Source organism: Rahnella contaminans, assembly GCF_011065485.1.
Classification (GTDB): domain Bacteria; phylum Pseudomonadota; class Gammaproteobacteria; order Enterobacterales; family Enterobacteriaceae; genus Rahnella; species Rahnella contaminans.
The window spans coordinates 174,570-200,005 of sequence record NZ_JAADJS010000001.1; the positions used below are offsets into that span (position 1 = coordinate 174,570).

Consider the following 25,436-nt stretch of genomic DNA (forward strand, 5'->3'; position numbering starts at 1 on the left):
GGTCACATGACTAAATTAGAAGTGTGTTGTTACAGCGTGGATTGTGCGTTAACAGCAGAACAAGCCGGAGCCGATCGCGTCGAATTGTGCGCGAGTCAGGCCGACGGCGGTATTACGCCGAGTTACGGCACCCTCAAACTGGCGAGGGAAAAAGTGACGATCCCTGTACATCCGATTGTACGTCCGAGGGGTGGTGACTTTTGCTATAGCCAAAGCGAATTTGATGTTTTGAAAAGCGACATCGCGATGATCCGCGATCTCGGTTTTCCAGGTCTTGTGGTCGGCATGCTCGACGATGAAGGGCATATTGATATGCCAAGAATGTGGGAAGTCATGGCGTTATGCGGCGATATGGCTGTGACATTTCACCGCGCTTTCGACATGTGCCTGAACCCGAAGATTGCGCTTGAGCAGTTGACTCAGCTAGGTGTGGCGCGCATTCTGACTTCGGGACAGCAGCAAAATGCGGAAGTCGGTTTGCCGATGCTTCGGGAACTGAATCAGCTCACGCGTGGTCCTATTATTATGGCTGGCGCAGGTGTGCGTCTGACGAATCTGCAAAAGTTTGTGGATATCGGGCTGACCGAATTACACAGCTCGGCAGGGCGTCAGGTGCCTTCCTCTATGCGCTACCGCAAAGCCGGTGTCACCATGAGTTCCGACACCGATTTTGATGAATTCAGTCGTTATTGCGTGGACGGTGATATTGTTGCCGCAATGAAAAGTACATTGCAGTTTGACGATCAAATATCCCGCACGGCGTAATAATCTCAAAATTTAACCGGGTCAAACGACCCTTATTGCGTCGCCCTGCGCAAGTACCAGGCCCCGTCATTTTGGCGGGGCTTTTTTTATACTTAATATCTCTGCTAGACGCGGTGTTTTTCGGAAGAGCCTGCTGCGGTTTCAATCAGCGTCACCAGATGTTCGATGGCGTCTTTTGTGGGATCCTGTTTATCGCTGTTCGCCGTATTACGGCGTAAAGACTCAACAACTTCCGTTTTTACATCGGGAAGATTTACCGAAATTGAAGCGATGCTGAATGCTATTGCAGCCTCCAGTGCCTGAGCGGTGCGCAGGAGAACATCCGGGTTTTCGTGTGAGTCGGACACTTTATAACCTTGTGGTTTGAATGGTTATAGGAGACTAGCATTTCCATTACATTTGGAAAGGGTGTCAGATCGAAAATTGGACAAATGTTGTCATTTAATCTGAAAAGTGTCAGCCCCAGGTGAGGTAAGCCACGCCAAACATGCCGGCTTTAACCACCAGACACATCACAAAGAGGCCTAAAACAATCACTGCACGATCAAAAAGGAATCGGATTCGCCGGCGCATACTTATCTCCGCGACAGGTTCGCGTTCTGATGAATAACTTTGGCCGAATTTATACACGAAACACTATGAATCAATCCAACGATAAAGTATGAAAACAGGAAGCTTTACAAAGGCCTGGCGCACAGATGCCGTCAGCCCTGATCTTAAGGCCGCAAAAGGTGGATAAATTCGGAAGATTTATGTCAGTCAGAAGTGTGCTGGCTACTTTTCGTAGAAGTTTTTAATTTTGATTGCGACATCGATATTGGCCCAGTGCAATTCGTTTTCCTGATGCAGACTGCTGCTGCCATCTTCCCAGGAAACGTAATATGAGACGATTTCCTTATCAGATTCAAACGTATTCATCACGGTGCCTTTGATATCGCCGGATCTGTGTTGAACGATACTGCCTTTAGGGAATTTCATACATCCTCCCAGAACGTTAACCACGATCTCTGTCAGAACAAACAGATAGCCATTTCGAAAGGTTAGACCTTTTTAATCCCGGATGTACAGCGCGAGGGGGCAGAAAGCCGGAGATAAATGCGGAGAAGGTTTCCGCCAGACAGTGTGCCTGGCGGAGAAAACAGGGTTTAAGGTTTGCGGGCGATAAGCAACGCGCGGCGCGGTGCCGGATAACCTTCAATAGTTTTCGTCGGATCGTTCGGGTCTAGGAATTCGGCCAGTGATTCGCTGGTCATCCAGTCGGTACGGCGCTGTTCCTCAACCGTAGTGACGCTGACATCCGCGATACGCACATCTAAAAATCCGCATTTAACCAGCCAGTCTTTCAGCGCTTCGGCAGACGGAATGAAATAGATATTTCCCATCTGCGCGTAACGGTCGCCTGGCACCAGAATCTGCTGACTGTCGCCTTCGACAACCAGCGTTTCCAGCACCAGTTCACCGCCACTGACCAGCTGATTTTTCAGCTGATAAAGATGATCCAGCGGTGAACGTCGGTGATAAAGCACGCCCATCGAGAAAACAGTGTCAAATGCGTTCAGCTCAGGCAACTGCTCGATGCCCAGCGGCAGTAAATGTGCACGCTGATCGCCGCCCAGCAATTTACGTACGGCTTCAAACTGGCAGAGGAAAAGCTGCATCGGATCGATACCGACGGCCAGATGCGCGCCCGCGCCAATCATGCGCCACATGTGATAGCCGCTGCCGCAGCCGACGTCTAAAATTGTACGGCCTGCCAGAGAAGAGATGTGCGGAAGTACGCGATCCCATTTCCAGTCTGAACGCCATTCGGTATTGATTTCAACGTCATACAGCGAAAAAGGCCCTTTGCGCCATGGCATCATATTACGCAGCAGATTTTCAATTCCTTCGCGCTGACCGGCGGGCAGCGGGGTTTCCATATTGGCGGAAACGCTGTGCAGCAAATCCAGACGTTCAGGCTGTAACAGCGGCAGGCGGTCAACTGAGTTAAACCACAGCTTGAACTTACCGTGCAGCGACTCTTTCTGCCAGGCGGTCAGTTGCGAAGGCAGCGTATTGAGCCACGGGCTCAGCGGGCCTTTGGCAATCACGCGGTAAAAATCACCAAAATCAATCATTCTGCTTCCCCGGCTTTCACGGCAATCAGCGAGCCAAAGTTAAAGCACTGGAACCAGAGTTCAGTGTGCTGGAAACCAGCCTGATGCAGGCGCGCTTTGTGGGTTTCAACAGAATCGGTCAGCATCACGTTTTCCAGCATGCTGCGTTTCTGGCTGATTTCCAGTTCGCTGTAGCCGTTCGCACGTTTGAAGTCATGATGCATATTGAAGAGCAGTTCGCCGATGTCTTTGTCCGCGAAACTGAATTTCTCTGAAAGCACCAGCGCTGCTCCCGGGCGCATTCCCTGATAGACCTGATTCAGCAGGCGCTGACGATCGTCCGGTTCAAGAAATTGCAGGGTGAAATTGAGCACAACCATCGAGGCATTTTTGAGTTCGATATCCAGAATATCGGCTTCAATAACGTTAACCGGCGTATCGGCGCGGAAGGCGTCGATGTGGCGTCGGCAGCGTTCCACCATGGCGGGGGAATTGTCGACCGCAATGATTTCGCAACCCGAAACCTTGATATTGCGGCGCATCGACAGCGTAGCCGCACCAAGCGAGCATCCCAGATCATAGACATTCGTGTCGGGCTTAACAAAGCGCTCGGCGAGCATGCCAATCATCGAAATAATGTTGGAATAACCCGGTACAGAACGTTGGATCATATCGGGGAAAACTTCAGCAACGCGTTCATCGAACGTCCAGTCGCCCAGCTTATCTATCGGTGCAGAAAACAGCGTATCGTGCTTTGCCATAATGGTGAGTCGAACCAAAAAATTGAAGGGACAGAATTTTGAGGGCGAATTTTAGCAGATACTGAGGCGGGCAGATACCTGTGCGCGGCGCTGCCCGTAAAAAACGGCGGAAAAGCTAATCGAATGCCAGAAACTGGGACCACGGCAAATAGATGATATTCGCGATAACCATTAACACCAGCGAGATATAAGTGGCGGCCATGCCGCTGCGGCGCCAGGCGAATTCGCGGTGTTTTAAGCCGTAATAATGGAACAGCCGGCCGGTAATCAGCAGTAATCCGCAGGCATGAATCATCCAGACGCCGGCACCGTTCATTTCCATAAACAGCAGCAATAAACAGCCGATTGGCAGGTATTCGACGGCGTTGCCGTGAACGCGGATGGCGGTTTGCAATTCGTAGGAGCCGCCGTCGCCGGTGGCAATGCGGTACTGCATTCTCAGGCGTACGACATCGAAAGAGAGTTTGATCAAAAGTATGGCGGCAAGCACGACATATAACGCGCTAATCATGATGACTTCCTTGGTTATTCCCTGTGATCCGGTGGGGCAATGACCCGCTTCACTGCGCCATTATGATAGCGGCAAGACGCAAAACTGTCGTCAGACATTCACGAATAATTTAGAACAGTGCGTCCTGTTCCGGCCAGTCAGGTTCAGGCTGAACGGTCGGAATTTTAGCCCGCAGCAAGGGCCAGAGACTGCGCGCCTGTTGCGGTGCGTCGGTGCAATCCGGCGTGTGGATAAACAGATAAGGAGAAAGCCCCTGGGTTTCCCACGCCGCAAGTTTGTCTGCCCACTGTGCGAACAGCGGCCTGTTATCGTCAAGAATATCACCGCCGATGAAACGCACGATTGGGCGCGTCGCGGTTACAACGGCATGCAGCGGCAGAACAGGTTTTTTTCGTTTGGCGTCAAGCACCGCTTCAGTCTGAGATTTCGAGCTGTGAACCGGACGGCTGTCGAGAATGGTGCGGTTGATCCCACGCTGATGTAACCCCTGATTCAGCGCACGCTCGGCATCGCCTTTGGCGAAGAAATCAGAATGGCGTACTTCAACGCCGTAATCAAAACCGGCGGGCAGGGCATCAAGAAATTGCCATAAACGCTCAAGATGCGCGGGTGCAAAAGTGGGCGGAAGCTGTAACCAGAGCTGCCCGATGCGTTCACCAAGCGGCTCCAGCGTGCGGTAAAACGTATCGACATCTTCCTGACAGTTCGCCAGTGCCGCTTTATGGCTGATGGATGACGGGAATTTAAAACAGAAACGGAAGGATTCAGGCGTCATATCGCGCCAGCGCATCACTACGTCCTGTTTCGGCAACGCATAAAATGTGGTGTTGCCTTCGACACAATTGAAATACCGGGCGTAATCAGCCAGATCGCGAAGCCCGATACGGGCCCAGGCGTTGTGGTGCCATTGCGGTAAACCAATATACATGCCGCGCTTCCTCTGTTTTTTCCATAAAAAACGCCGCCCGGCAGGCGGCGTCAGGGATATCCGGCAGGGTAACGTTACTGTGGCAGTGCGGCAAGCACTTCGGCGGTTGAACGTACGCGGCTGATGCGCGGGAAGATAAACTGCACGCTGGACTGATGATGGTCGTTGTTGTGCGCGCTGCAGGCATCTTCGGCGATCACCAGCTCATAGCCGTGTTCCCAGGCGTTACGGGCTGTGGATTCCACACCGATGTTGGTGGAAATGCCGGCCAGCACAATGCTTTTAATGCCACGGCGGCGCAGTTGTAAATCCAGATCTGTACCGTAGAACGCACCCCACTGGCGTTTAACCACCAGCAAGTCTTTGTCGGTGACGCCCAGTTGCTCCGGGAATTCCCACCAGCTCGCTGGCAGGCCGCCTTCCGGCGCGGCCGCAGGGACATCGACCGGCTGTTTCAGCGCTTCGTCAAAAGAGTCGGACCAGCCCACGCGCACCATTACCACCGGAGAGCCCAGTTTACGGAAACGGTTTGCCAGTTCAGTGGCGTTATCCAGAACCTGCTGCGCGGTATGCGGGCCGCCGGCAAACGGCAGAATGCCTTTCTGTAAATCGATCAGCACTAATGCAGTGGTTTTAGGGTCGAGTTTCATGGTGTTAGCTCCCGGTTATCAAAAGGGGTAAATAGAGGCAGGAATAATGAACTGCGTGTACAAAGGGGATAGCCGGAGTCTATGCTAACGCGTGGGTCAAAATGGGGATAATTTTGTTAAATTATGTGTAGCAAGCAACATGTGTGAATTTCCGCGCCAGCCTTGATGCGTTCGCACTTATCCTGCGGCGGAAATTCCTTTATAATAGCCGCCTTTTTTCGACCCGAATAAAACCCATTCCGCGCGCTGCACAGTTTTGCGGCGGGCGACCAGAGTGAATAACCGTTTCTGTACCTGTGCGCCATGAGGCCGGGTAGTGGGATCAAAAGGATACCGTTATGCGTACTGTATATTGTGGAAAGCTGAATGCGTCCAATGTGGGCCAGGAAGTGACATTGTGTGGCTGGGTTAACCGTCGCCGCGATTTGGGTGGTTTGATTTTCATCGATATGCGTGACCGCGAAGGTATCGTTCAGGTCTTCTTCGACCCGGATCAGGCCGAAGCCTACAAACTGGCTTCTGAACTGCGTAACGAGTTTTGCATTCAGTTAACCGGTACCGTCCGTGCGCGTCCTGAAAGCCAGTTCAACAAAGACATGGCGACCGGTGAAGTGGAAGTGTTCGCTAACCAGCTGAACATCATCAACCGTTCAGAAGCGCTGCCGCTGGACTCCAACCACGTCAACACCGAAGAAGCGCGTCTGAAATATCGCTATCTGGATCTGCGTCGCCCCGAGATGGCTAACCGCCTGAAAGCGCGTGCAAAAATTACCAGTTTCGTGCGTCGTTTCATGGACAGCCATGACTTCCTCGACATTGAAACCCCGATGCTGACCAAAGCCACACCGGAAGGCGCGCGTGACTATCTGGTGCCAAGCCGTGTGCATAAAGGCAAATTCTACGCTTTGCCGCAGTCTCCTCAGCTGTTCAAACAGCTGCTGATGATGTCCGGTTTTGATCGCTATTATCAGATTGTTAAATGCTTCCGTGACGAAGATTTACGTGCTGACCGTCAGCCGGAATTCACCCAGATCGACGTGGAAACCTCTTTCATGAGCGCTGAGCAAGTGCGCGAAGTGATGGAGAAACTGGCCCGCGAACTGTGGCAGGAAATCAAAGGCGTGGATCTGGGCGATTTCCCGGTCATGACCTTTGCAGAAGCCATGCGTCGTTTCGGTTCAGACAAACCGGACCTGCGTAACCCGATGGAAATGGTTGATGTTGCTGACCTGATGAAAAACATCGAGTTCAAAGTGTTCGCTGATCCGGCTAACGATCCGAAAGGCCGTGTAGCAGCATTACGCGTTCCGGGCGGTGCATCCCTGAGCCGTAAGCAAATTGATGAGTACGCGAAATTCATCGAAATCTACGGCGCGAAAGGCCTGGCTTACATCAAAGTCAACGAAGTGGCGAAAGGTGTGGAAGGTATTCAGAGCCCGGTTGCCAAATTCCTGAATGAAGAACTGCTGTCCGCCCTGATCGAACGTACTGGCGCGCAAGACGGTGACATGATCTTCTTCGGCGCAGCTAGCGCGAAGATTGTGACCGACGCAATCGGTGCACTGCGTCTGAAAGTAGGTCGCGATCTGAAAATCACCAACGAAGACATGTGGGCTCCGCTGTGGGTTATCGACTTCCCGATGTTTGAAGACACCGACGAAGGCGGCCTGAGCGCCATGCACCACCCGTTCACAGCACCGAAAGAGATGACGGCGCAGGAACTGGCGGCAAACCCGGTTTCCGCTATCGCGAATGCCTACGACATGGTCATCAACGGCTACGAAGTGGGTGGCGGCTCTGTGCGTATTCACCGCAGCGAAATGCAGCAGACCGTGTTCAGCATTCTGGGCATTAACGAACATGAACAGCGCGAGAAATTCGGCTTCCTGCTCGACGCCCTGAAATACGGTACACCGCCACATGCCGGTCTTGCATTTGGTCTGGATCGTCTGGTTATGCTTCTGACCGGTACGGATAACATCCGTGACGTTATCGCTTTCCCGAAAACCACGGCAGCGGCCTGTCTGATGACCGAAGCACCAAGCTTCGCGAATCCGGCCTCTTTACTGGAACTCGGTATTGCGGTTGTTGCGAAAAAAGAAGTGACGCCAGACACAAATACTGAGAATAACTAATGAGCTATAAGCGTCCTGAGTCGATACTGTGCGTCATCTACGCCAGAAACACCGGCAGGGTGCTGATGCTCCAACGAAAGGATGACCCGAATTTCTGGCAGTCGGTGACCGGTAGCCTGGAAGGCGGGGAATCCCCGAATCAAACCGCGCAGCGTGAAGTGATGGAAGAGGTCGGAATCGACATCGCAGGTGAAAACCTGCCTCTTCAGGATTGTGACCGTTGCGAGGACTTTGAAATATTTGCGCATTTGCGCCATCGCTATGCTCCCGGCGTAACCCGTAATAAAGAACATTGGTTCTGTCTGGCGTTACCCGACGAGCGTGATGTGGTTCTTACCGAACATCATGCGTTCCGGTGGCTGGGAAAAGCGGAAGCGGCAGCGCTGACCGTCTCCCCGAGCAACCAGCAGGCGATTGAAGAATTTGTAAACTATTCGGTCTGTTAAGACTTTAGACTTTTTGGAGATATTTATGGCAGGTCACAGTAAGTGGGCCAACACCAAGCACCGCAAAGCGGCGCAAGATTCTAAACGTGGCAAAATCTTCACCAAAATCATTCGTGAGCTGGTTACCGCTGCACGTCTGGGCGGCGGCGATGCGGGTTCAAACCCACGTCTGCGTGCTGCAATTGATAAAGCACTGTCCAACAACATGACCCGCGATACCCTGAACCGTGCCATTGCGCGTGGCGTCGGTGGTGACGAAGACACCAACATGGAAACCATCATTTATGAAGGTTACGGCCCGGGTGGTTCTGCAATCATGGTCGAATGTCTGAGTGACAACCGCAACCGTACCGTGGCTGAAGTGCGTCATGCCTTCACCAAAACCGGCGGTAATTTGGGCACTGACGGTTCCGTTGCGTACCTGTTCTCCAAGAAAGGTGTGATTTCTTTCGCACCAGGTCTGGATGAAGATGTGCTGATGGAAGCCGCACTGGAAGCGGGTGCAGAAGATATCCAGTCTTACGACGATGGCGCCATCGATGTGTTCACAGCCTGGGAAAATCTGGGCGAAGTGAAAGACGCACTGGAAGCTGCCGGTTTCAAAGCAGATTCCGCAGAAGTCACCATGATCCCATCGACCAAAGCCGACATGGATGCAGAAACTGCACCAAAACTGTTGCGCCTGATCGACATGCTGGAAGATTGTGACGACGTACAAGAGGTTTACCACAACGGTGAAATCTCCGACGAGATCGCAGAAACTCTGTAATCTCACCGCAGCCGGTGGTCTCCACCGGCTGGCTATTCTCAAATCCCTCAGCAGTTTATACTGTCTCCAACTTTCGCAAAAAAACGACAACACAAGGCGTTGAGCTGCTATGGCTATTATTCTGGGGATCGACCCCGGTTCACGCATCACCGGCTATGGCATTATCCGCCAGACAGGGCGTCAGCTGAGTTATCTGGGCAGCGGCTGCATCCGTACCGTCGTTGACGATATGCCGGGGCGTTTGAAATTAATTTACGCCGGCGTATCGGAAATTATTACGCAGTTCCAGCCTGACTTTTTTGCCATCGAATCCGTATTCATGGCGAAGAATGCTGACTCCGCGTTAAAGCTCGGGCAGGCGCGTGGCGCAGCGATTGTAGCCGCAGTGAATCAGGATTTGCCGGTGTTCGAATACGCCGCGCGGCAGGTGAAACAAACGGTTGTCGGCACAGGTGCTGCCGAAAAATCGCAGGTGCAGCACATGGTGCGTTCCATCCTGAAACTGCCCGCCAATCCGCAGGCCGATGCCGCCGATGCACTGGCGATTGCGATTACGCATTGTCACATGAGCCAGAATGCGATCCGGCTGAGTTCTGATAAATTGCAGATGGCGCGCGGACGTATGCGATAGACGCCGCAAGTCCATTAGGCTGGATATTCATCCAGCCTTTTTTATGATATAAACACTGCTGCTTTTGACCTGATAAGGAAAACGAACGTGATAGGCAGACTTCGAGGCATTATTCTGGAAAAACAGCCACCTCTGGTGCTGCTGGAAACCAACGGCGTGGGCTATGAAGTGCATATGCCGATGACCTGTTTTTACGAATTGCCCGAACTGGGTCAGGAAGCCATCCTCTTCACGCAATTTATTGTTCGCGAAGATGCCCAACTGCTTTACGGGTTCAATGATAAACAAGAGCGCGCGCTGTTCCGGGAACTGATCAAAGTGAACGGCGTTGGGCCAAAGCTGGCGCTGGCAATCCTGTCAGGTATGTCGGCACAGCAGTTCGTCAGCGCAGTGGAAAAGGAAGAAATCACTGCCTTAATTAAGTTACCTGGCGTCGGTAAGAAAACCGCAGAACGCCTGGTCGTCGAAATGAAAGATCGGTTTAAAGGATTAAACGGTGATCTATTTAACAATCATACTGATATCACGCTACCTGCATCGGCGTCGAAAGCGAAAGAATCTGATGCCGAAGGTGAAGCAGTAGCCGCCCTGATATCCCTCGGATACAAACCGCCGGAAGCCAGCCGCATGATCAGTAAAGTGGCGAAACCGGGTGCAGAATCCGAAACGTTGATTAGAGAAGCGCTGCGCGCGGCGCTGTGAGGTAAACGATGATTGAAGCTGACCGCCTGATTTCTTCTGAAGTATTTAGTGAAGAAGAGGTCATTGACCGTGCGATCCGCCCGAAGCTGCTTAACGAATATGTCGGGCAGCCCCACGTGCGCTCGCAGATGGAAATCTTTATTCAGGCGGCAAAGCAACGCAAAGATGCACTCGATCACCTGCTGATTTTCGGGCCGCCGGGGCTGGGTAAAACCACGCTGGCGAACATTGTTGCCAACGAAATGGGCGTGAATCTGCGCACGACTTCCGGGCCGGTGCTGGAAAAAGCCGGTGATCTGGCCGCGATGCTGACCAATCTCGAACCTCACGACGTACTGTTTATCGATGAAATCCACCGCCTCTCGCCGGTTGTCGAAGAAATTCTGTATCCGGCGATGGAAGATTATCAGCTGGATATCATGATTGGCGAAGGCCCGGCGGCGCGTTCCATCAAGCTTGATTTACCCCCGTTCACCCTGATTGGTGCCACGACGCGCGCCGGTTCCCTGACGTCTCCGCTGCGTGACCGTTTCGGTATTGTGCAGCGTCTGGAATTTTATCAGGTCGCCGATTTGCAGCATATCGTCGGGCGCAGTGCGTCCTGCCTCGGGCTGGAATTGTCGGAAGAAGGGGCGCATCAGATTGCCCGCCGCTCGCGTGGCACGCCGCGTATTGCCAACCGCCTGCTGCGCCGCGTGCGTGATTTTGCCGAAGTGAAAGGCGACGGTACGATCAACGGTGATGTAGCAAATGGCGCGCTGGACATGCTGGACGTTGATGCGGAAGGTTTCGATTATATGGACCGCAAACTGCTTCTGGCGATTATCGATAAATTCACCGGCGGGCCGGTAGGGCTGGATAACTTAGCTGCCGCAATTGGCGAAGAACGTGAAACGATTGAAGACGTGATCGAACCGTTCCTGATCCAACAGGGCTTTATCCAGCGAACGCCGCGCGGACGTATGGCAACCAACCACGCGTATAAGCATTTCGGCATTACGCGGGAAACTGAATAACAGCCTATCTGAACCCTGTAAAAACGGACGCTGAAGCGTCCGTTTTGCTTTCTGATTTTGTGATCTGCGAGTAGCCTTTACTGATTCACCTCACACCGGCTGACCATCCGCCAGTTACGTGGCAATTCACGCACTTTTCCGGCCAGTATCACCTTACCGTTACCGCGAATATCAGCGCTGGAAGCCCCGACCTGAACGTCAATAAAGCCCGGCTCAACGATGCGTTTGTGCGCGGCGTTGGTGAAATTCAGCATGTCGGTTGGAATACTGAAATTCAGCGTGGCGGTTTCTCCGACGTTCAGTTCAACGCGCTGGAATGCTTTCAGTTCGTGCACCGGCCGCACCAGAGAAGCCACGCAGTCGCGCAGATAAACCTGAACCACTTCGCTGCCTGCTCGCGAACCGGTATTGGTTATCTGAATCTGTACGGAAAATTCGCCGTTTTCGATGACGACTGGCTGCTGATTTAGCTGCAAATCGTGATACCGGAACGTGGTGCCGCTCAGCCCGTAACCAAACGGGTATTTCGCGCCGAAATGGAATGCAATCGGCGTCCCGCCAATTTACGTTTTTTGATTTTGTTTTTTATTTGTGAACGGGATCAAACAGAATGAGGCCTGGCCGGCAAAAGCCCGCAGCGAACGGTATGCGGTCTCTTGCGAATGGATGGAAACCTTTGCGGTAACGGCATGAATATTTAAAAATTCGCCGGTCTGAGACTCTTCAAAATGCGGTGAAAGCCAGGCTCCCACCGCTGTTACGGATTAACTCTCCGCTTTAGGGTTCCGCAATTTAGGAACAACCAACTCCCCGTTGGCATTGTAATAACGGCTTGGCCAGATTTCCCACGCCGGAACGCCGATCATTGCCGCAATAATCAACTCACCTTTGGGCCAGCGTCGCGACAGCGTATTGGACAGGGTTGATGCGCCCAGTCCGGAATCACGCGAGAGTGCCGTCAGCGTTGAGCCTTTTTTGCGAATTGCAGCGATAATATCGGCGGGATGCCAGTCTTCACGGGTGTTCTTCATATGCTCTCTCCGTAACAAACGGGAGCATAAACCAACAGTGGGGGAGGAAGTAATGCCTGCCTTGGCTTGTCGTTCATGGTTCATTGTCCAGTAGTTTAATGTTACAGCGACCACCGGAGTTGAGAATCTCACTGGTGGTAGCCCTGACGGGGTTCTCAACACCGGTTCTACTGGATACCGGCCTGACCGTAGTCAGCCCCGCCTGAGCCACCATTGAGATATTGCTTGTTGTTTGTACAGGCAATAGGCATGCGCAGACTCAAACGTGAAATGCACTTATGCACTCCATGTCGCCAGTAAACATTCAGGTTGAGAATCCTGGTTACGGATTTTGCCGTAACGGGGGAATTATAACGTAACGGCTTACGTGTACCAACACCGCATTAGGAGTGCCTTTAAATTCTTGACGTTAAATGAGCGAATTAGTGATCCCGCAGCGGTAAACGAAAGCTGCTGATCACGGCTTTTAACGCCGCAGAAAGCTGGCGGTGACCGGGATAATAGAGAAAGAAACCGGGAAATGTGACCGACCAGTCTTCGAGCACGCGGATAAGCAAACCCTGTGCGACCAGCGCGTCATGTTCCGGGCTGCGGGCTGTGTAGACCAACCCGATCCCGTCGAGAGCGAGGCGAGTCATCATCGTTACGCTGTCGACAATCAGCGGGCCGCGGACCGGCACCGCAATTTGTTTACCTTCTTTTTCAAATTCCCATCGATACAACGCACCGCCGGTAATTTCCCGTCGCCCGATGCAGGCGTGATGTTGCAAATCGGGGGGTGAGAGCGGTTTCGCATGCCGCGCGAAATATTCAGGCGAGCCGTAAACCGCCGAATGAAAATCGGACGTCAGGCGAACCGCACTCATATCCTGCTGAACGTCGCCGCGGATACGCACTCCGGCATCAAATCCTTCAGTAACGATATCCACGAAACCGTCGTTGGTGGCCAGTTCCAGCCGGATGTCCGGGAAATCCAGATTAAATTGCTTCAGCTGCGGCATAAAAACGAGATCTGCCGCAATGCGCGGCGTATTGATGCGCACCGTGCCTTGCGGAGTTTCCCTGAAGGTATTCACTTTCTCAACTGCACCGGCAATCGCCGCAAACGCAGGCGCAATTTCGGCCAGCAGCGCAATCCCCGCTTCGGTCGGCGAAACGGTACGCGTGGTGCGGTTCAGTAACCGTACGCCCAGCCGTTCTTCCAGCGCACGTAAAGAATGGCTGAGGGTGGATGGGGTTAAATTCAGCCGCGCCGCCGCCTTACGGAAGCTTTTTTCTTCTGCCACGGCGACAAAGGCGGTCAGTTCACCCAGTTCGTTAGTCCGCATTTCTTTTCTCATTGATGAATATGAACCAGTAAATCATGCGATATAAGACGGCTTATCCGCAACAATTAATCCTCTTATAGTCAGGTTCTGGTCAACACATTTCTCAGAGGTTTCTATGTCACAGCAATCACATCTTCATATTCAGCCCCTTCGTCTGCATAACCGCGTGGCGCTGGTCACTGGCGGAGGCAGCGGAATTGGCCGTGCCGCGGCGCTGGCTTTCTCACGCGACGGCGCAAAAGTGGTGGTCGCCGGGCGTCGTGAGGCGGAACTTTTGCAAACCGTTGCGCTGATCCATGAACAGGGCGGCGACGCGCTGGCGGTGCCGGCAGACGTTTCAGATAGCGCGCAGGTTCAACATATGATTGCGGAAACGCTGGCGCATTTCGGGCGTCTGGACGCGGCGTTTAATAATGCCGGTGTCGAAGGTTTTGCGCCGGTCAGCGAAATGACGGAAGCCGAATTCGACCACGTGATCGCCATCAATCTGAAAGGCGTCTGGCTGTCCGTGAAATATGAACTGGAGGCGATGGTGGCCGCAGGTCACGGCGGCGCGATTGTGAATACGTCCTCGTGGCTGGCGCACGGTGCGAGTTTCGGGTCTGCGGCTTATTCCGCCAGCAAGGGCGGTCTGGATGCCATGATCCGCGCCATTGCGCTGGAAACCGGCGCGCATAAAATCCGTATCAACAACGTGAATCCAGGCATTATCGATACGCCGATGGCACGACGGATGGGCGCGAATGAAGAGATGCTCAGGCCGTTTGTTCAGCTGACACCGGCAGGGCGCGTGGGCGAATCCGACGACGTGGGCGACGTTGTTGCGTGGCTGTGCAGCGACGAAGCGCGGTTTGTCACCGGGCAAAATCTGCTGGTAGACGGCGGATTCACCATCGCCGGTCTGCGCTAGTTTGCCGGAGATGCTCAGGGACGAGCATCCTTCAGCACAAAGTCTGAAGCCGATCACAGTTTCGTCACACGGCTGATATTACGACTTGTTTCTGTCAACGATTCGCCCGAGAATCCGTTGCAGAAAGCAGGATTGTTACTGTCTGACAGGCAAAACCTAAACTTCTCGTTTCTTCGCATGCCGCGAAGAGACCGGACGTTTAGGTTTTTTTTTGGCCTGAATTCAGGGGCTGGCCGCCCCTTTGAAATACAACGGCAATGTCGTGCACGACGCCATTACTCTGATGAGATAACACCATGGAATACAAAACATTAGCCGACGAAATACTCCGCGGAGTGGGCGGAAAGGAAAACGTGAACAGCGTGGTGCATTGCGCCACCCGTTTACGGTTCAAGCTTAAAAACATCAGTAAAGCGGATGCCGAAGGATTAAAAAAGAACCCCGGCGTCATTATGGTGGTGGAAAGCGGTGGCCAGTTTCAGGTCGTGATCGGCAACCACGTCGGCGCGGTCTATGACGCTTTAGTGCGCGGCAGCGCACTTTCGGAAAGCGGCGATGAAGAAGAGGGGCAGGATAAAGGCAATCTGTTCGCCCGCGCCATTGACGTCATTTCCGGTATTTTCACCCCGTTTATCGGCATCATGGCCGCGTCAGGGATCCTGAAAGGGTTTCTGTCACTGGCGCTGGCCTGCGGCTGGCTGAATCCGGAAAGCGGCACGTATAAAGTCTGGTTCGCCGCCAGCGACGCCATGTTTTACTTCTTCCCGCTGGTGATCGGCTATACCGCCGGGAAAAAATTCGGCGGCAATCCGTTTGTAACGATGATGATTGGCGGCGCGATGGTGCATCCGCTGATGACGGCGGCATTTAACGCTCAGCAGCCGGGTGTTCCGTCTGAACATTTCTTTGGCATACCGCTGGTTTTCATCAACTACGCCTCATCGGTTATTCCGGTGATCCTCGCTGCGTGGGCCTCCAGCTGGATGGAAAAACGTCTGATGAAACTACTGCCGGGTTCCCTGCGCAATTTCATTACGCCGCTTATCTGCCTGATGGTAATTGTCCCGCTGACCTTCCTCCTCATCGGGCCGGTCGCGACCTGGGCCAGCCAGCAACTTGCTAACGGCTATCAGTTTATCTATCACATCAGCCCGGCCATCGCGGGGGCCTTTATGGGTGGCCTGTGGCAAGTCTGTGTGATCTTCGGTCTGCACTGGGGGCTGGTGCCGCTGATGATCAACAACTTCAGCATTCTGGGCCACGACACCATGCTGCCGCTGTTATTACCGGCCGTGATGGGGCAGGTTGGCGCTGTAATCGGCGTGATGTTGCGTGCTAAAGACGCGCGTACCAAAGCACTGGCGGGTTCAGCGGTCAGCGCCGGGATTTTTGGTATCACAGAACCGGCGGTTTACGGCATTAACCTGCCACGCCGCCGTCCGTTTATTTTCGGCTGCGTCGGCGGCGCGCTGGGCGCGGCAATCCTCGGTTATTTCCAGACTACCGCGTACTCCTTCGGCTTCGCTAACATCTTCACTTTCACGCAGATCATTCCACCGACGGGTTTTGACCAGACGGTTACCGCCGCCATCGCCGGCACCGTTTTTGCCCTCGCTTTTGCCGCTCTGGCAACGTTCTTCTTCGGGATGAATGAAGAAGCGAAAGCGGGTGAAACGGCCGATAGCGTCTCGCCGGCTTCCGTCCAGGCGCCGCGTGGCAAAACCCTGGTGACCAGCCCGATTGCCGGTATCTGCGTGGCGCTTGAAGATGTGAAAGATCCGACATTTGCCAGCGGTTTGCTGGGTAAAGGCGTAGCGATTATTCCGTCCGCGGGCCGTGTCGTTTCGCCGGTCAACGGCACCGTGGTTTCCCTGTTCAAAACCCATCACGCTATCGGAATTGAATCAGAAGACGGCGCGGAAATCCTGATCCACGTCGGTATCGATACCGTGAAGCTTGATGGCAAATTCTTCACGCCGCACGTGGCAGCAGACACCGTCGTGAAGCAGGGTGATTTGCTGCTGGAGTTCGACACCCAGGGCATTGCCGATGCCGGTTACGACATGACTACGCCTGTGCTTATCACCAACAGCGACGATTATCTCGACGTCATTCCGGCCAGCACGGGTCAGGACGTCGGCGAACAAGCTTTATTACTTACCCTTTTACGATAACAGTCAGAACCAGGAGATTCACATGAGCAAGCAATTCCCGAAGGAATTCTTATGGGGCGGCGCAGTCGCAGCTAATCAGGTTGAAGGCGCGTACCTGACCGACGGTAAAGGATTGTCCACCTCTGACCTGCAACCGCAGGGCGTTTTCGGCCCGGTGCAGGAGCGCGTGGAAGGCGATTTTGGCATCAAAGATGTGGCGATTGATTTTTACCATCGTTATCCGGAAGACATGAAACTGTTCGCCGAAATGGGATTCACCGTGCTGCGAACTTCTATTGCCTGGACACGTATTTTCCCGGAAGGCGACGAACTGCACCCGAACGAAGCCGGTCTGGCGTTCTACGACCGCCTGTTTGATGAAATGGCAAAATACGGCATCACGCCGCTGGTGACGCTTTCCCATTACGAAATGCCGTACGGCATCGTGAAAAAACACGGCGGCTGGGGCAGCCGGGATACCATCGGTTTCTTCGAGAATTACGCCCGCACCGTGTTCACGCGTTACAAAGATAAAGTGAAATACTGGCTGACGTTCAACGAAATCAACATGTCGCTGCACGCGCCGTTTACCGGTGTCGGATTGCCGGAAGGCAGCAGCAAACAGGCGATTTATCAGGCCATTCATCATCAGCTGGTGGCGAGTGCCAAAGCAGTGAAAGCCTGTCATGAAATCATTCCTGACGGCAAAATCGGTAACATGCTGCTGGGCGGAATGCTCTATCCGCTGACCTGCAAACCGGCTGATATGATGGAAACGCTGCAACAAAACCGCGACTGGTTATTCTTTGGTGACGTTCAGGTACGTGGCGCGTATCCGGCGTATATGAAACGTTTCTTTAAAGATCGCGGTATGGAAATTAACATTACTGCTGAAGACAAAATAGCGCTGAAAGAAACGGTCGACTTTATTTCCTTCAGTTATTACATGACCGGTTGTGTAACCACGGATGCAGAACAAAATATTAAAGCACGTGCCAATATATTAAATATGGTGCCGAATCCGCATCTGAAAAGTTCCGAATGGGGCTGGCAGATTGATCCGGAAGGTTTGCGGTTCTTAATGAATGAATTATATGACCGCTACCAGAAGCCGTTATTTATTGTTGAGAATGGTCTGGGTGCCCGCGATAAAGTCGAAGCGGACGGCAGCATTAATGATGATTACCGCATTGAGTATATCAATGACCATCTGGTGCAGGTGCACGAAGCCATTGAAGACGGTGTGGAAGTCATGGGCTACACCAGCTGGGGGCCTATCGACCTGGTCAGCGCATCGAAAGCCGAATTCTCCAAACGCTACGGTTATATCTATGTTGACCGCGACGACCAGGGCAATGGCACGCTGGAACGCCGCCGCAAGAAAAGCTTCTTCTGGTATGCCGACGTGATTAAAACTCACGGTGCTTCTTTAAAAGCGTAAATAAACAAACCGTAATCCGGTGGCCTGAATGAGCAGGCCACTTCATACCGAACCTCAATTAATAATGCGAAATTTCACCCGCAGGGCAATCTGTGCCTGCGGGAAGGAATTCGAATAACAATAAAAAGATAATCAATAATTCGAAGGGAATGTAATGATGAAATTTTCTCAGATTTCTGTATTACCTGCACATAATGATTCCGGGTATAAAATGCGACCCGCAGTTCGTTCATATCATAAATATTTCGCGCTGGCCGTTTGTCTGGCGGGCGCAGGGATCCAACCGGCACTGGCCGCCAGCGACTGGAACGGAACCGTGCTCGGTTTTGAGGCACCCGGCGAAGGGATGCTCGGCGACATGCTGGGGATCCGGCCCATTCTTGAAGACCACGGTTTCCATTATCAGCTCGGTTACCTGAGCGAATCTTCCTACAACGCGGGCGGCGGTTATAACCACGATAAAAAACTGGCGTACATCGACCAGTTCTCGCTGACGTTTACGCAGGATCTGGAAATGTACACCGGCATTCCGGATGCGGCGATTGAAGGGAACATTGTTAACCGTAACCATGATGACAACCTGACGTCCGAACGTACGCAAGATCCGCGTGTGGGTTTTAACGATATCGCGCAGGAAAGCTGGGGAGGGCAGTCGATTACGCGTCTGGGCTGGCTGACCTTCAGTCGCAGTTTTGATGACCGCAAACTGCACTGGCGCATCGGCATGATGAACAAGAATCAGGATTTCGATCAGATTATCCCGTGCGATTTCCAGTTGCTCAGTCAGTGCGGCGGCAAATCTGCTAACTCGATGACCTGGTACAACTGGAACAAACATTACTGGGGCACCACATTCCAGTACAAACTGACGGACAGCCTGACGCTGAAAACCGGCATCATGGAACAAAACCCGGACGCGTCAGATAGAAAATACGCCTGGAGCGGTTCGCTGAAAGGCGCTCGCGGGATTTTGCTGCCGATGGAAGCCGAACTGAAAACCAAGGTCAACGGTTTGCCGGGCATTTATAACTTCGGACTGCTGTACACCAACTCGCCGCAGAAGGATCTTTCTGAGGGGAAAACGCAAAGCGTCGGCGCCAGCGACCCGGAAGGTTATCGTTCCCACAGCAGCACCTGGTTTATGTACACCGGTTTCAACCAGCAGGTGACGCAGCGTGGCGATGATCCGAACCGCGGCATGAGCGTGTCATACAGTCTCGGTCTGGCCGACCCGCGCAGCAACGCCATGCATTACACGCAGGCGGCGTCCATGCGTTATCGCGGTCTGTTCGATGCGCGCCCTGACGACTGGCTGGGTTTTGGTATGACGTACATTAAAATGAGCGACCACTACCGGCAGAATCAGGAAAACCTGAACGCCATTTATCAGGTGGATGATTACGGCAATCCGTTGTACACGCCGCTGTCCGGGCATTCGGTGAATGCCGATTTGTACTATCAGATCAAAGTGCGTTCATGGCTTATCCTGCAACCTGATTTGCAATACTGGTACCGTCCGGGTGGCGTGAAAGAAACGCAGGACGCCTGGGTGACAGGGCTGAAAGCCATTGTCACTTTCTGAGTGCGGGCATGGCCGGAGAGCCGGGATCGTTATCACGCTTTTTCAGTAATGTGCATTGAGTGGCTAATCTAACCTGCTAGAATTATCAGGCAGATACGCAATGCTGCGGCAGACAAAACCTGATCTTCTTCACTGACGATCGGGTTTTTCTTTTCAGGGAATCACAATGAAAATCGCCAAAATTTTAAATAATAACGTGGTGGTTGTCGTCAACGATCAGCAGCGGGAACAGGTCGTCATGGGCCGTGGTCTGGCGTTTATGAAAAAAACGGGAGATGAACTTGATGACAGTAAAATCGAGAAAATCTTCGCCTTACAAAACGACGAACTGGTCGCGCATCTGACGGAACTGCTCTCGCATATTCCGATGGAAGTGATGACGACCTGCGACCAGATCATTTCGCTGGCACGAACCCGGCTGGGAAAGTTGCAGGAAAATCTGTATATCGCGCTGACCGATCACTGCAACTTTGCCATTGAACGGCAGAAAAAAGGTGTGCCCATCAGCAATGCGTTGCTGTGGGAAACGCGACGTCTGTATCCCAAAGAGTATGCGCTGGGCGTGGAAGCGCTGGACATTATTGATGCCCGTCTGGGCGTGCGGTTGCCGGTGGATGAAGCCGGTTTTATTGCCCTGCATCTGGTCAACGCGCAGCTGAACGGCGAAATGCCGGAAGTGGCGCGCATTACCCGCGTGATGCAGGAAATCCTCAATCTGGTGAAATACCAGCTGCGTCTGGAATATGACGAAGAGTCGCTGAGTTATCAGCGGTTCGTTACCCACCTGAAATTCTTCGCCCAGCGGATGCTGAACCGGACCGTGGTCGCCGATGACGATATGACGCTGCATGTGGCGGTAAAAGAGAATTACCCGCAAGCGTGGCAGTGTGCAGAAAAGATCGGGGAATACCTGACGGCGCAGTACCAGCGCGGGCTGACGACGGAAGAAATCATGTACCTGTCGATCAATATTGAGCGGGTGCGCAAAGAGAGCAAACCACAAGATCATGCATAAAACTGTCGTTGCATGCGCAATTCACGCCGCGAAATATGTCTTATCACAATTTTTAAGTACGGTTTTTTTTGCCTCGGTTAATGAGAACAGGTAGCATCCTTCGCCGTTATTGCATCAAAAACAGTTCCGGCTAAAAAAACTACAGTGGGTTAACCACGTAAACGTCGTGGCTTGCAATCGTTTGCTTGCTGCACCGGCGTCAGGTGAAGGTTATTTTGGAGAACAAGTCATAATGAAGTCTCATAAGAAATCGGCAGAGGCAAAACACGCCGCCAAACGGCGCTGGCTGGATTCGCACGAAAGCGGTTACCACAAGAGCATGGGCAATCGTCAGGTTCAGATGATTGCTATTGGGGGTTCTATCGGTACCGGTTTATTCCTTGGTGCGGGTGCGCGTTTACAGATGGCAGGCCCGGCGCTGGCTATCGTGTATGCGGTATGTGGTATTTTCTCGTTCTTTATTCTGCGTGCGCTGGGTGAACTGGTTTTACACCGTCCGACCAGCGGCAGTTTCGTCTCTTATGCCCGTGAGTTTCTGGGCGAAAAGGCCTCCTATGTGGCGGGCTGGATGTACTTCCTGAACTGGGCGATGACCGGCATTGTCGATATCACCGCAGTGGCTCTGTACATGCACTACTGGGGAACCTTCGGTGATGTCCCGCAGTGGATGTTTGCCCTCGGTGCGCTGGCGATTGTGGCGACCATGAATATGATCGGCGTGAAGTGGTTCGCTGAAATGGAATTCTGGTTTGCGCTGATCAAAGTCGCGGCTATCGCAATCTTCCTGGTGGTCGGCGTGGTGTTCCTTGGCACAGGCAAACAGCTCGACGGCAATACCACCGGTCTGCACCTTATCACCGACAACGGCGGTATCTTCCCGCACGGCCTGTTACCGGCGCTGGTTTTAGTGCAGGGCGTGGTCTTCGCCTTTGCGGCGATCGAACTGGTCGGTACCGCAGCGGGCGAAACGAAAAATCCTGAAAAAGTGCTGCCGAAAGCCATCAACAGCGTGATCTGGCGTATTGCTTTGTTCTACGTCGGCTCCGTCGTGCTGCTGGTTCTGCTGCTGCCGTGGAATGCGTATCAGGCGGGCCAGAGTCCGTTTGTGACCTTCTTCAGCAAGCTCGGCGTGCCGTACATCGGGACAATCATGAATATCGTGGTGCTGACCGCCGCGCTGTCGAGCCTGAACTCCGGCCTGTATTCCACCGGTCGTATTCTGCGTTCGCTGTCGATGGGCGGCTCTGCGCCGAAATTCATGTCGAAGATGAGCGCGCAGCAGGTGCCTTACGCGGGCATTCTGGTGACCGTCGGTATTTACGTAATAGGCGTCATCCTCAACTATTACGTGCCTTCGCAGGTCTTTGAGATTGTCCTGAACGTTGCGTCACTGGGCATCCTCAGCTCATGGGCATTCATCATCGTGTGTCAGATGAAACTGCGTACCGCCATCAAAGAAGGTCGGGCGAAAGACGTCTCCTTCAAAATGCCGTGGGCGCCGTTTACTTCATGGCTGACGCTGGCCTTCCTGGCGGGCGTACTGATTCTGATGGCGTTTGATTACCCGAACGGAACCTTCACGGTTTCCACTATTCCGGTGCTGATCATTCTGCTGGTTCTGGGCTGGATTGGCTTGCGTAAGCGCGCGGCGGAAGTGCATGCCGAACAGGCAGCGCACGAAGAAGCGCATCACGAAAGCGTGGAAACGAAGTAAACCGGGCAGAATGTTTGCCGTGAAAGAAGGTCGTCCTGCGGGGCGGCCTTTTTTTTGCCTTCAGAAAGTAAACATTCCTAAACTCTCCTGATTTTTCACCGCATTGCCCTTCGTTGACTAGGCTTGTTCTTTTGCTGTGAGAGAAACCTATGCTAAAGAATCTGCTTCAAATTTTTTCCAGCCCCGAGCAATTTCTGGGGCTGTTCAGTGCGAAGGATATTGAGAATACGCTGGAGGAGGGGGAGCGTATTTTGATTGATGAAAACGGTACTGCCTCGGTCAATCCGGCGAATCAGGACATGCAGGAAGATTTCGCCCGGCACGTCAAACGCATGGGTGTGCTGTAATGGCGACGGCGGTTTTCATGGTGTTAATGGTCTGCGGTTACTGGTACACCACCCGCGACATCTCATCACGTTTCAAACTCAAACGGACATTTGGCTGGGATGTCTATTTTCTGGTGGCGCTCTACGGCTGCATTTTTGTCCTGCAAGGCGTGCTGATGATTGCGCTGGGGTATATGGCGCTGTGGGGCATTTCAGAAATCGTGAACGCCATTCCGGCCACGGTTTATGCGCATCAAAACGTTCATTACCACCGCGATTTTATCAACTGGAGTTTCTTAGGGATTCAGGCGCCGGTTGTCATCATGCTCGGCATTTCGGTGATGCTTTGCCTGGTGCGCACCACCTGGTCGCCGGGCTTGCGGCTCAATACCGCCGGACGCAAGCAACTGTACAAACAGCTCACCCGGGCCAACGGCGTCGAAGGCCTTTTGTACCAGTGCATGGAGCAGGGCGATATGGTGTTTATCACGCTCCAGTCACGGCGTGTGTATATCGGGATGGTGCACACGGCGCGCTGTGAAACCTCATCATCAGATAACGTCGTGGTGATCCCGATGGTCAGCGGCTACCGCGACAAAGACACACTGGAGCTGCGCGTTGAGCACAACTATGCCCGGTATTATCAGGAACACGGCGTGACGCCTGTTTCCCAGCCGGTGAATGCACTGAATTTCAGAAAGGTGATTTTGCTCAGCCAGATAGAAACGCTGTCACTGTTTGATCCGTCCAGCGCTTGTGCATTTGAGAAGCTGATCCCGCTCGTTACGGAAGAGGCTGAAAGAAAGGCGGGAGAAAAGGACGCCTAAAATCAGGCGTCGCAGCAGGGATAGACGCTTAAACGATAGTAAAGCTGAATTCGCTCAGCCCTTCGATCCCGCCGGTGATCACATCACCGCGCACAACCGGGCCGACGCCCGCAGGCGTACCGGTGTAAATCAGGTCACCGGGCTTAAGCTCAACGGCCTGTGACAGATAACTGATCACATCCGCCACCTGCCAGATCTGATCACTTAAATCGCCGCGCTGACGTTTTTCGCCGTTCACATCCAGCCAGATTTTACCGGCGGCAGGATGACCGGTCTGACTGACCGGCAGCAGCGGATTCGCGGGTGCGGAATCATCAAAGCCTTTGGCGAAATCCCACGGACGCCCCTGCTTTTTGGCCTGCGCCTGGATGTCGCGACGGGTTAAATCCACGCCGACGGTATAACCCCAGACATGCGAAAGCGCGTCTCCGGCGGCGATGTTTTTACCGCCCTCGGCGATCGCTACCACCAGTTCCACTTCGTAATGCAGATCTTCGGTCAGTGTCGGATACGGCACGTTACCGCTGGCAGGAATAACCGCATCAGCCGGCTTACCAAAGAAAAATGGCGGTTCACGATCCGGATCATGCCCCATTTCGCGGGCGTGCTCGGAATAGTTACGTCCGACGCAGTACACACGGCGTATCGGAAAACGGGCGCTCTGGCCTTCGACGGCAAGAGAGGAAACTTCAGGTGTAGCAATTACATATTCAGTCATCGTATTCACTTCACAAAGTTGGCGAATTAACATATTTGCAAAGCAAATCAACATTGACCAGTAAATTTATGTTACTGGTCAATGTCTCACTGTCAGGCTTTGTAACGCGGCGCGGCGTGAGATTGCAGGAAGTTCGGCACCATCGCCGAACGCAGGGCGTCAAAATCGTCCCACTGTTTTTCGTCCTGCAACGGCGGAATGGTGACTTTTTCTTTGCGGTCAAAGCCCAGCAGCGCGGCATCTACCAGTTCACCGACTTCCATGACTCCCGGTACTTCATCGATATTTTTGCCCGAACGCGCCCAGATTTCGGTACGCGTTGCGGCCGGTAACACGGCCTGAACGTACAGGCCGCGTTCTGCCATTTCAAATTGCAGCGTCTGGCTGAAAGTCAGCACAAAAGCCTTAGTCGCGGAATACACCGCCGATTGCAGCTCCGGCGTCAGCGCCATCACAGAAGCGATATTAATAATGGCGCCGTCTTTATGTTTAATCAGACCGTCGAAAGCGACACGGGAAAGACGTGCCACTGAGGTGACATTCAGGGTGATCAGATTCTCGATAGCCCCGGCGTCACTGTTCTCAAAACCGGCTTTCAGTGAAGCCCCGGCGTTATTGATCAGCAGGGAAATCTGCGGCGTGGCGCGGATGAAGTCTTCGACACGGGCGAGATCTTCGCTGCGGGTCAGGTCAGCAGGCAGCACGGTGATATTTACACCCGACTCTTGTTGCAGGCGATCGGACAGCGCATTAAGACGTTCAACGTCACGGGCAACCAGAATTAAATCATAACCACGCTTTGCCAGGCGATCGGCATAGGTTGCGCCAATACCGGTGGATGCCCCTGTGATCAAAGCAACAGATTTGGAGCGAATAGAATCTGACATAGTAGAACCTCGGGTTTGAATAAGTGGTTTAATTATGAAACCAGATGATTTTTAGCACCAGTGGTTTTATAATGCAACCAGATTATTTAAACCG

Annotated in this window: 28 protein-coding genes; 15 read left to right on the top strand and 13 right to left on the bottom strand. The window is 53.1% G+C overall.

Annotation, left to right across the window (positions count from 1 at the left end):
• Nucleotides 1-6: 6 nt before the first annotated feature.
• Nucleotides 7-765, top strand: a complete 759-nt coding sequence (gene cutC, locus GW579_RS00805) for a copper homeostasis protein CutC (protein WP_165056982.1) — start codon at nucleotides 7-9, stop codon at nucleotides 763-765.
• 104 nt (nucleotides 766-869) lie between these two features.
• Here the strand turns inward: cutC and GW579_RS00810 are convergent, their stop codons facing one another.
• The 7 genes from GW579_RS00810 to GW579_RS00840 form a co-directional block, all read right to left on the bottom strand.
• Complete coding sequence (locus GW579_RS00810; protein ID WP_152325795.1) at nucleotides 870-1,112, bottom strand: hypothetical protein; 243 nt, start codon at nucleotides 1,110-1,112, stop codon at nucleotides 870-872.
• 427 nt (nucleotides 1,113-1,539) lie between these two features.
• Nucleotides 1,540-1,743 (bottom strand): hypothetical protein, encoded by a 204-nt coding sequence (locus GW579_RS00815; protein WP_104922452.1) that lies wholly within the window; start codon nucleotides 1,741-1,743, stop codon nucleotides 1,540-1,542.
• Between the two features lie 167 nt (nucleotides 1,744-1,910).
• Nucleotides 1,911-2,882, bottom strand: coding sequence for a tRNA 5-methoxyuridine(34)/uridine 5-oxyacetic acid(34) synthase CmoB (gene cmoB / locus GW579_RS00820; protein WP_152325796.1), 972 nt, complete (start codon nucleotides 2,880-2,882; stop codon nucleotides 1,911-1,913).
• Entirely contained in the window at nucleotides 2,879-3,622 is a 744-nt protein-coding gene (gene cmoA, locus GW579_RS00825; RefSeq protein ID WP_165056984.1) for a carboxy-S-adenosyl-L-methionine synthase CmoA, read from the bottom strand. The genes cmoB and cmoA overlap by 4 nt, the downstream gene beginning before the upstream one ends.
• 115 nt (nucleotides 3,623-3,737) lie before the next feature.
• A complete protein-coding gene (locus GW579_RS00830; protein WP_152325798.1) occupies nucleotides 3,738-4,133 on the bottom strand; it encodes an MAPEG family protein in 396 nt (131 codons plus the stop codon).
• A gap of 109 nt (nucleotides 4,134-4,242) precedes the next feature.
• On the bottom strand, nucleotides 4,243-5,061 hold the full coding sequence (locus GW579_RS00835; RefSeq protein ID WP_165056986.1) for a DUF72 domain-containing protein: 819 nt from the start codon (nucleotides 5,059-5,061) through the stop codon (nucleotides 4,243-4,245).
• Between the two features lie 74 nt (nucleotides 5,062-5,135).
• Nucleotides 5,136-5,711 (bottom strand): hydrolase, encoded by a 576-nt coding sequence (locus GW579_RS00840; protein ID WP_152325800.1) that lies wholly within the window; start codon nucleotides 5,709-5,711, stop codon nucleotides 5,136-5,138.
• Between the two features lie 338 nt (nucleotides 5,712-6,049).
• On the opposite strand from GW579_RS00840, the gene aspS reads away from it, so the two are divergent.
• The 6 genes from aspS (at nucleotide 6,050) to ruvB (ending at nucleotide 11,410) form a co-directional block, all read left to right on the top strand.
• The gene (aspS, locus tag GW579_RS00845; protein WP_165056988.1) at nucleotides 6,050-7,846 is read left to right on the top strand and encodes an aspartate--tRNA ligase; all 1,797 of its coding nucleotides are present in this window, start codon (nucleotides 6,050-6,052) and stop codon (nucleotides 7,844-7,846) included.
• Nucleotides 7,846-8,292: a dihydroneopterin triphosphate diphosphatase gene (nudB, locus tag GW579_RS00850; RefSeq protein WP_152325802.1), complete on the top strand. Its 447-nt coding sequence runs from the start codon at nucleotides 7,846-7,848 to the stop codon at nucleotides 8,290-8,292. The genes aspS and nudB overlap by 1 nt, the downstream gene beginning before the upstream one ends.
• Before the next feature lie 25 nt (nucleotides 8,293-8,317).
• Nucleotides 8,318-9,061, top strand: coding sequence for a YebC/PmpR family DNA-binding transcriptional regulator (locus GW579_RS00855; protein WP_152325803.1), 744 nt, complete (start codon nucleotides 8,318-8,320; stop codon nucleotides 9,059-9,061).
• Between the two features lie 109 nt (nucleotides 9,062-9,170).
• Nucleotides 9,171-9,692, top strand: coding sequence for a crossover junction endodeoxyribonuclease RuvC (gene ruvC / locus GW579_RS00860; RefSeq protein ID WP_015696865.1), 522 nt, complete (start codon nucleotides 9,171-9,173; stop codon nucleotides 9,690-9,692).
• Nucleotides 9,693-9,779: 87 nt separating this feature from the next.
• The gene (ruvA, locus tag GW579_RS00865; protein WP_152325805.1) at nucleotides 9,780-10,394 is read left to right on the top strand and encodes a Holliday junction branch migration protein RuvA; all 615 of its coding nucleotides are present in this window, start codon (nucleotides 9,780-9,782) and stop codon (nucleotides 10,392-10,394) included.
• Nucleotides 10,395-10,402: 8 nt separating this feature from the next.
• Complete coding sequence (ruvB, locus tag GW579_RS00870) at nucleotides 10,403-11,410, top strand: Holliday junction branch migration DNA helicase RuvB (protein ID WP_015696866.1); 1,008 nt, start codon at nucleotides 10,403-10,405, stop codon at nucleotides 11,408-11,410.
• A gap of 77 nt (nucleotides 11,411-11,487) precedes the next feature.
• On the opposite strand, the gene GW579_RS00875 is transcribed toward ruvB, so the two are convergent.
• From GW579_RS00875 to GW579_RS00890, 4 genes are all read right to left on the bottom strand, one after another.
• Nucleotides 11,488-11,886, bottom strand: a complete 399-nt coding sequence (locus GW579_RS00875; protein ID WP_235937299.1) for a fibronectin type III-like domain-contianing protein — start codon at nucleotides 11,884-11,886, stop codon at nucleotides 11,488-11,490.
• Between the two features lie 288 nt (nucleotides 11,887-12,174).
• A complete protein-coding gene (locus GW579_RS00880) occupies nucleotides 12,175-12,441 on the bottom strand; it encodes a helix-turn-helix domain-containing protein (protein WP_152325807.1) in 267 nt (88 codons plus the stop codon).
• Nucleotides 12,442-12,514: 73 nt separating this feature from the next.
• On the bottom strand, nucleotides 12,515-12,685 hold the full coding sequence (locus GW579_RS23880) for an ash family protein (RefSeq protein ID WP_256443880.1): 171 nt from the start codon (nucleotides 12,683-12,685) through the stop codon (nucleotides 12,515-12,517).
• Nucleotides 12,686-12,863: 178 nt separating this feature from the next.
• Nucleotides 12,864-13,769 (bottom strand): LysR family transcriptional regulator, encoded by a 906-nt coding sequence (locus tag GW579_RS00890; RefSeq protein ID WP_206738741.1) that lies wholly within the window; start codon nucleotides 13,767-13,769, stop codon nucleotides 12,864-12,866.
• Between the two features lie 115 nt (nucleotides 13,770-13,884).
• On the opposite strand from GW579_RS00890, the gene GW579_RS00895 reads away from it, so the two are divergent.
• The 8 genes from GW579_RS00895 to GW579_RS00930 all read left to right on the top strand — a co-directional run bounded on the left by GW579_RS00895 (nucleotide 13,885) and on the right by GW579_RS00930 (nucleotide 23,737).
• The gene (locus tag GW579_RS00895) at nucleotides 13,885-14,679 is read left to right on the top strand and encodes an SDR family NAD(P)-dependent oxidoreductase (protein ID WP_165056991.1); all 795 of its coding nucleotides are present in this window, start codon (nucleotides 13,885-13,887) and stop codon (nucleotides 14,677-14,679) included.
• Nucleotides 14,680-14,975: 296 nt separating this feature from the next.
• On the top strand, nucleotides 14,976-16,853 hold the full coding sequence (gene bglF, locus GW579_RS00900; protein WP_165056993.1) for a PTS beta-glucoside transporter subunit IIABC: 1,878 nt from the start codon (nucleotides 14,976-14,978) through the stop codon (nucleotides 16,851-16,853).
• Nucleotides 16,854-16,875: 22 nt separating this feature from the next.
• On the top strand, nucleotides 16,876-18,273 hold the full coding sequence (locus tag GW579_RS00905; protein ID WP_165056995.1) for a glycoside hydrolase family 1 protein: 1,398 nt from the start codon (nucleotides 16,876-16,878) through the stop codon (nucleotides 18,271-18,273).
• Between the two features lie 211 nt (nucleotides 18,274-18,484).
• A complete protein-coding gene (locus tag GW579_RS00910; protein ID WP_165058659.1) occupies nucleotides 18,485-19,855 on the top strand; it encodes a carbohydrate porin in 1,371 nt (456 codons plus the stop codon).
• A gap of 166 nt (nucleotides 19,856-20,021) precedes the next feature.
• Nucleotides 20,022-20,870: a transcriptional antiterminator BglG gene (gene bglG / locus GW579_RS00915; RefSeq protein WP_152325813.1), complete on the top strand. Its 849-nt coding sequence runs from the start codon at nucleotides 20,022-20,024 to the stop codon at nucleotides 20,868-20,870.
• Nucleotides 20,871-21,102: 232 nt separating this feature from the next.
• Nucleotides 21,103-22,584: an L-asparagine permease gene (gene ansP, locus GW579_RS00920; protein ID WP_152325814.1), complete on the top strand. Its 1,482-nt coding sequence runs from the start codon at nucleotides 21,103-21,105 to the stop codon at nucleotides 22,582-22,584.
• 149 nt (nucleotides 22,585-22,733) lie between these two features.
• Nucleotides 22,734-22,931, top strand: a complete 198-nt coding sequence (locus GW579_RS00925; protein ID WP_152325815.1) for a hypothetical protein — start codon at nucleotides 22,734-22,736, stop codon at nucleotides 22,929-22,931.
• The gene (locus GW579_RS00930) at nucleotides 22,931-23,737 is read left to right on the top strand and encodes a hypothetical protein (protein WP_152325816.1); all 807 of its coding nucleotides are present in this window, start codon (nucleotides 22,931-22,933) and stop codon (nucleotides 23,735-23,737) included. Before GW579_RS00925 ends, GW579_RS00930 begins: the two co-directional genes overlap by 1 nt.
• A gap of 28 nt (nucleotides 23,738-23,765) precedes the next feature.
• Here the strand turns inward: GW579_RS00930 and GW579_RS00935 are convergent, their stop codons facing one another.
• Together GW579_RS00935 and GW579_RS00940 are read right to left on the bottom strand one after the other, a co-directional pair.
• Nucleotides 23,766-24,455 (bottom strand): fumarylacetoacetate hydrolase family protein, encoded by a 690-nt coding sequence (locus GW579_RS00935; RefSeq protein ID WP_165056997.1) that lies wholly within the window; start codon nucleotides 24,453-24,455, stop codon nucleotides 23,766-23,768.
• Nucleotides 24,456-24,547: 92 nt separating this feature from the next.
• On the bottom strand, nucleotides 24,548-25,342 hold the full coding sequence (locus tag GW579_RS00940; protein ID WP_152325818.1) for an SDR family NAD(P)-dependent oxidoreductase: 795 nt from the start codon (nucleotides 25,340-25,342) through the stop codon (nucleotides 24,548-24,550).
• Nucleotides 25,343-25,436: the final 94 nt, after the last annotated feature.

Coding starts and splice junctions, on each gene's coding strand:
- cutC (WP_165056982.1), top strand. CDS start 7: ATGACTAAATTAGAAGTGTGTTGTTACAGCGTGGATTGTGCGTTAACA.
- GW579_RS00815 (WP_104922452.1), bottom strand. CDS start 1,743: ATGAAATTCCCTAAAGGCAGTATCGTTCAACACAGATCCGGCGATATC.
- cmoB (WP_152325796.1), bottom strand. CDS start 2,882: ATGATTGATTTTGGTGATTTTTACCGCGTGATTGCCAAAGGCCCGCTG.
- cmoA (WP_165056984.1), bottom strand. CDS start 3,622: ATGGCAAAGCACGATACGCTGTTTTCTGCACCGATAGATAAGCTGGGC.
- GW579_RS00830 (WP_152325798.1), bottom strand. CDS start 4,133: ATGATTAGCGCGTTATATGTCGTGCTTGCCGCCATACTTTTGATCAAA.
- GW579_RS00835 (WP_165056986.1), bottom strand. CDS start 5,061: ATGTATATTGGTTTACCGCAATGGCACCACAACGCCTGGGCCCGTATC.
- GW579_RS00840 (WP_152325800.1), bottom strand. CDS start 5,711: ATGAAACTCGACCCTAAAACCACTGCATTAGTGCTGATCGATTTACAG.
- aspS (WP_165056988.1), top strand. CDS start 6,050: ATGCGTACTGTATATTGTGGAAAGCTGAATGCGTCCAATGTGGGCCAG.
- nudB (WP_152325802.1), top strand. CDS start 7,846: ATGAGCTATAAGCGTCCTGAGTCGATACTGTGCGTCATCTACGCCAGA.
- GW579_RS00855 (WP_152325803.1), top strand. CDS start 8,318: ATGGCAGGTCACAGTAAGTGGGCCAACACCAAGCACCGCAAAGCGGCG.
- ruvC (WP_015696865.1), top strand. CDS start 9,171: ATGGCTATTATTCTGGGGATCGACCCCGGTTCACGCATCACCGGCTAT.
- ruvB (WP_015696866.1), top strand. CDS start 10,403: ATGATTGAAGCTGACCGCCTGATTTCTTCTGAAGTATTTAGTGAAGAA.
- GW579_RS00880 (WP_152325807.1), bottom strand. CDS start 12,441: ATGAAGAACACCCGTGAAGACTGGCATCCCGCCGATATTATCGCTGCA.
- GW579_RS00890 (WP_206738741.1), bottom strand. CDS start 13,769: ATGCGGACTAACGAACTGGGTGAACTGACCGCCTTTGTCGCCGTGGCA.
- GW579_RS00895 (WP_165056991.1), top strand. CDS start 13,885: ATGTCACAGCAATCACATCTTCATATTCAGCCCCTTCGTCTGCATAAC.
- bglF (WP_165056993.1), top strand. CDS start 14,976: ATGGAATACAAAACATTAGCCGACGAAATACTCCGCGGAGTGGGCGGA.
- GW579_RS00905 (WP_165056995.1), top strand. CDS start 16,876: ATGAGCAAGCAATTCCCGAAGGAATTCTTATGGGGCGGCGCAGTCGCA.
- GW579_RS00910 (WP_165058659.1), top strand. CDS start 18,485: ATGCGACCCGCAGTTCGTTCATATCATAAATATTTCGCGCTGGCCGTT.
- bglG (WP_152325813.1), top strand. CDS start 20,022: ATGAAAATCGCCAAAATTTTAAATAATAACGTGGTGGTTGTCGTCAAC.
- ansP (WP_152325814.1), top strand. CDS start 21,103: ATGAAGTCTCATAAGAAATCGGCAGAGGCAAAACACGCCGCCAAACGG.
- GW579_RS00925 (WP_152325815.1), top strand. CDS start 22,734: ATGCTAAAGAATCTGCTTCAAATTTTTTCCAGCCCCGAGCAATTTCTG.
- GW579_RS00930 (WP_152325816.1), top strand. CDS start 22,931: ATGGCGACGGCGGTTTTCATGGTGTTAATGGTCTGCGGTTACTGGTAC.
- GW579_RS00935 (WP_165056997.1), bottom strand. CDS start 24,455: ATGACTGAATATGTAATTGCTACACCTGAAGTTTCCTCTCTTGCCGTC.
- GW579_RS00940 (WP_152325818.1), bottom strand. CDS start 25,342: ATGTCAGATTCTATTCGCTCCAAATCTGTTGCTTTGATCACAGGGGCA.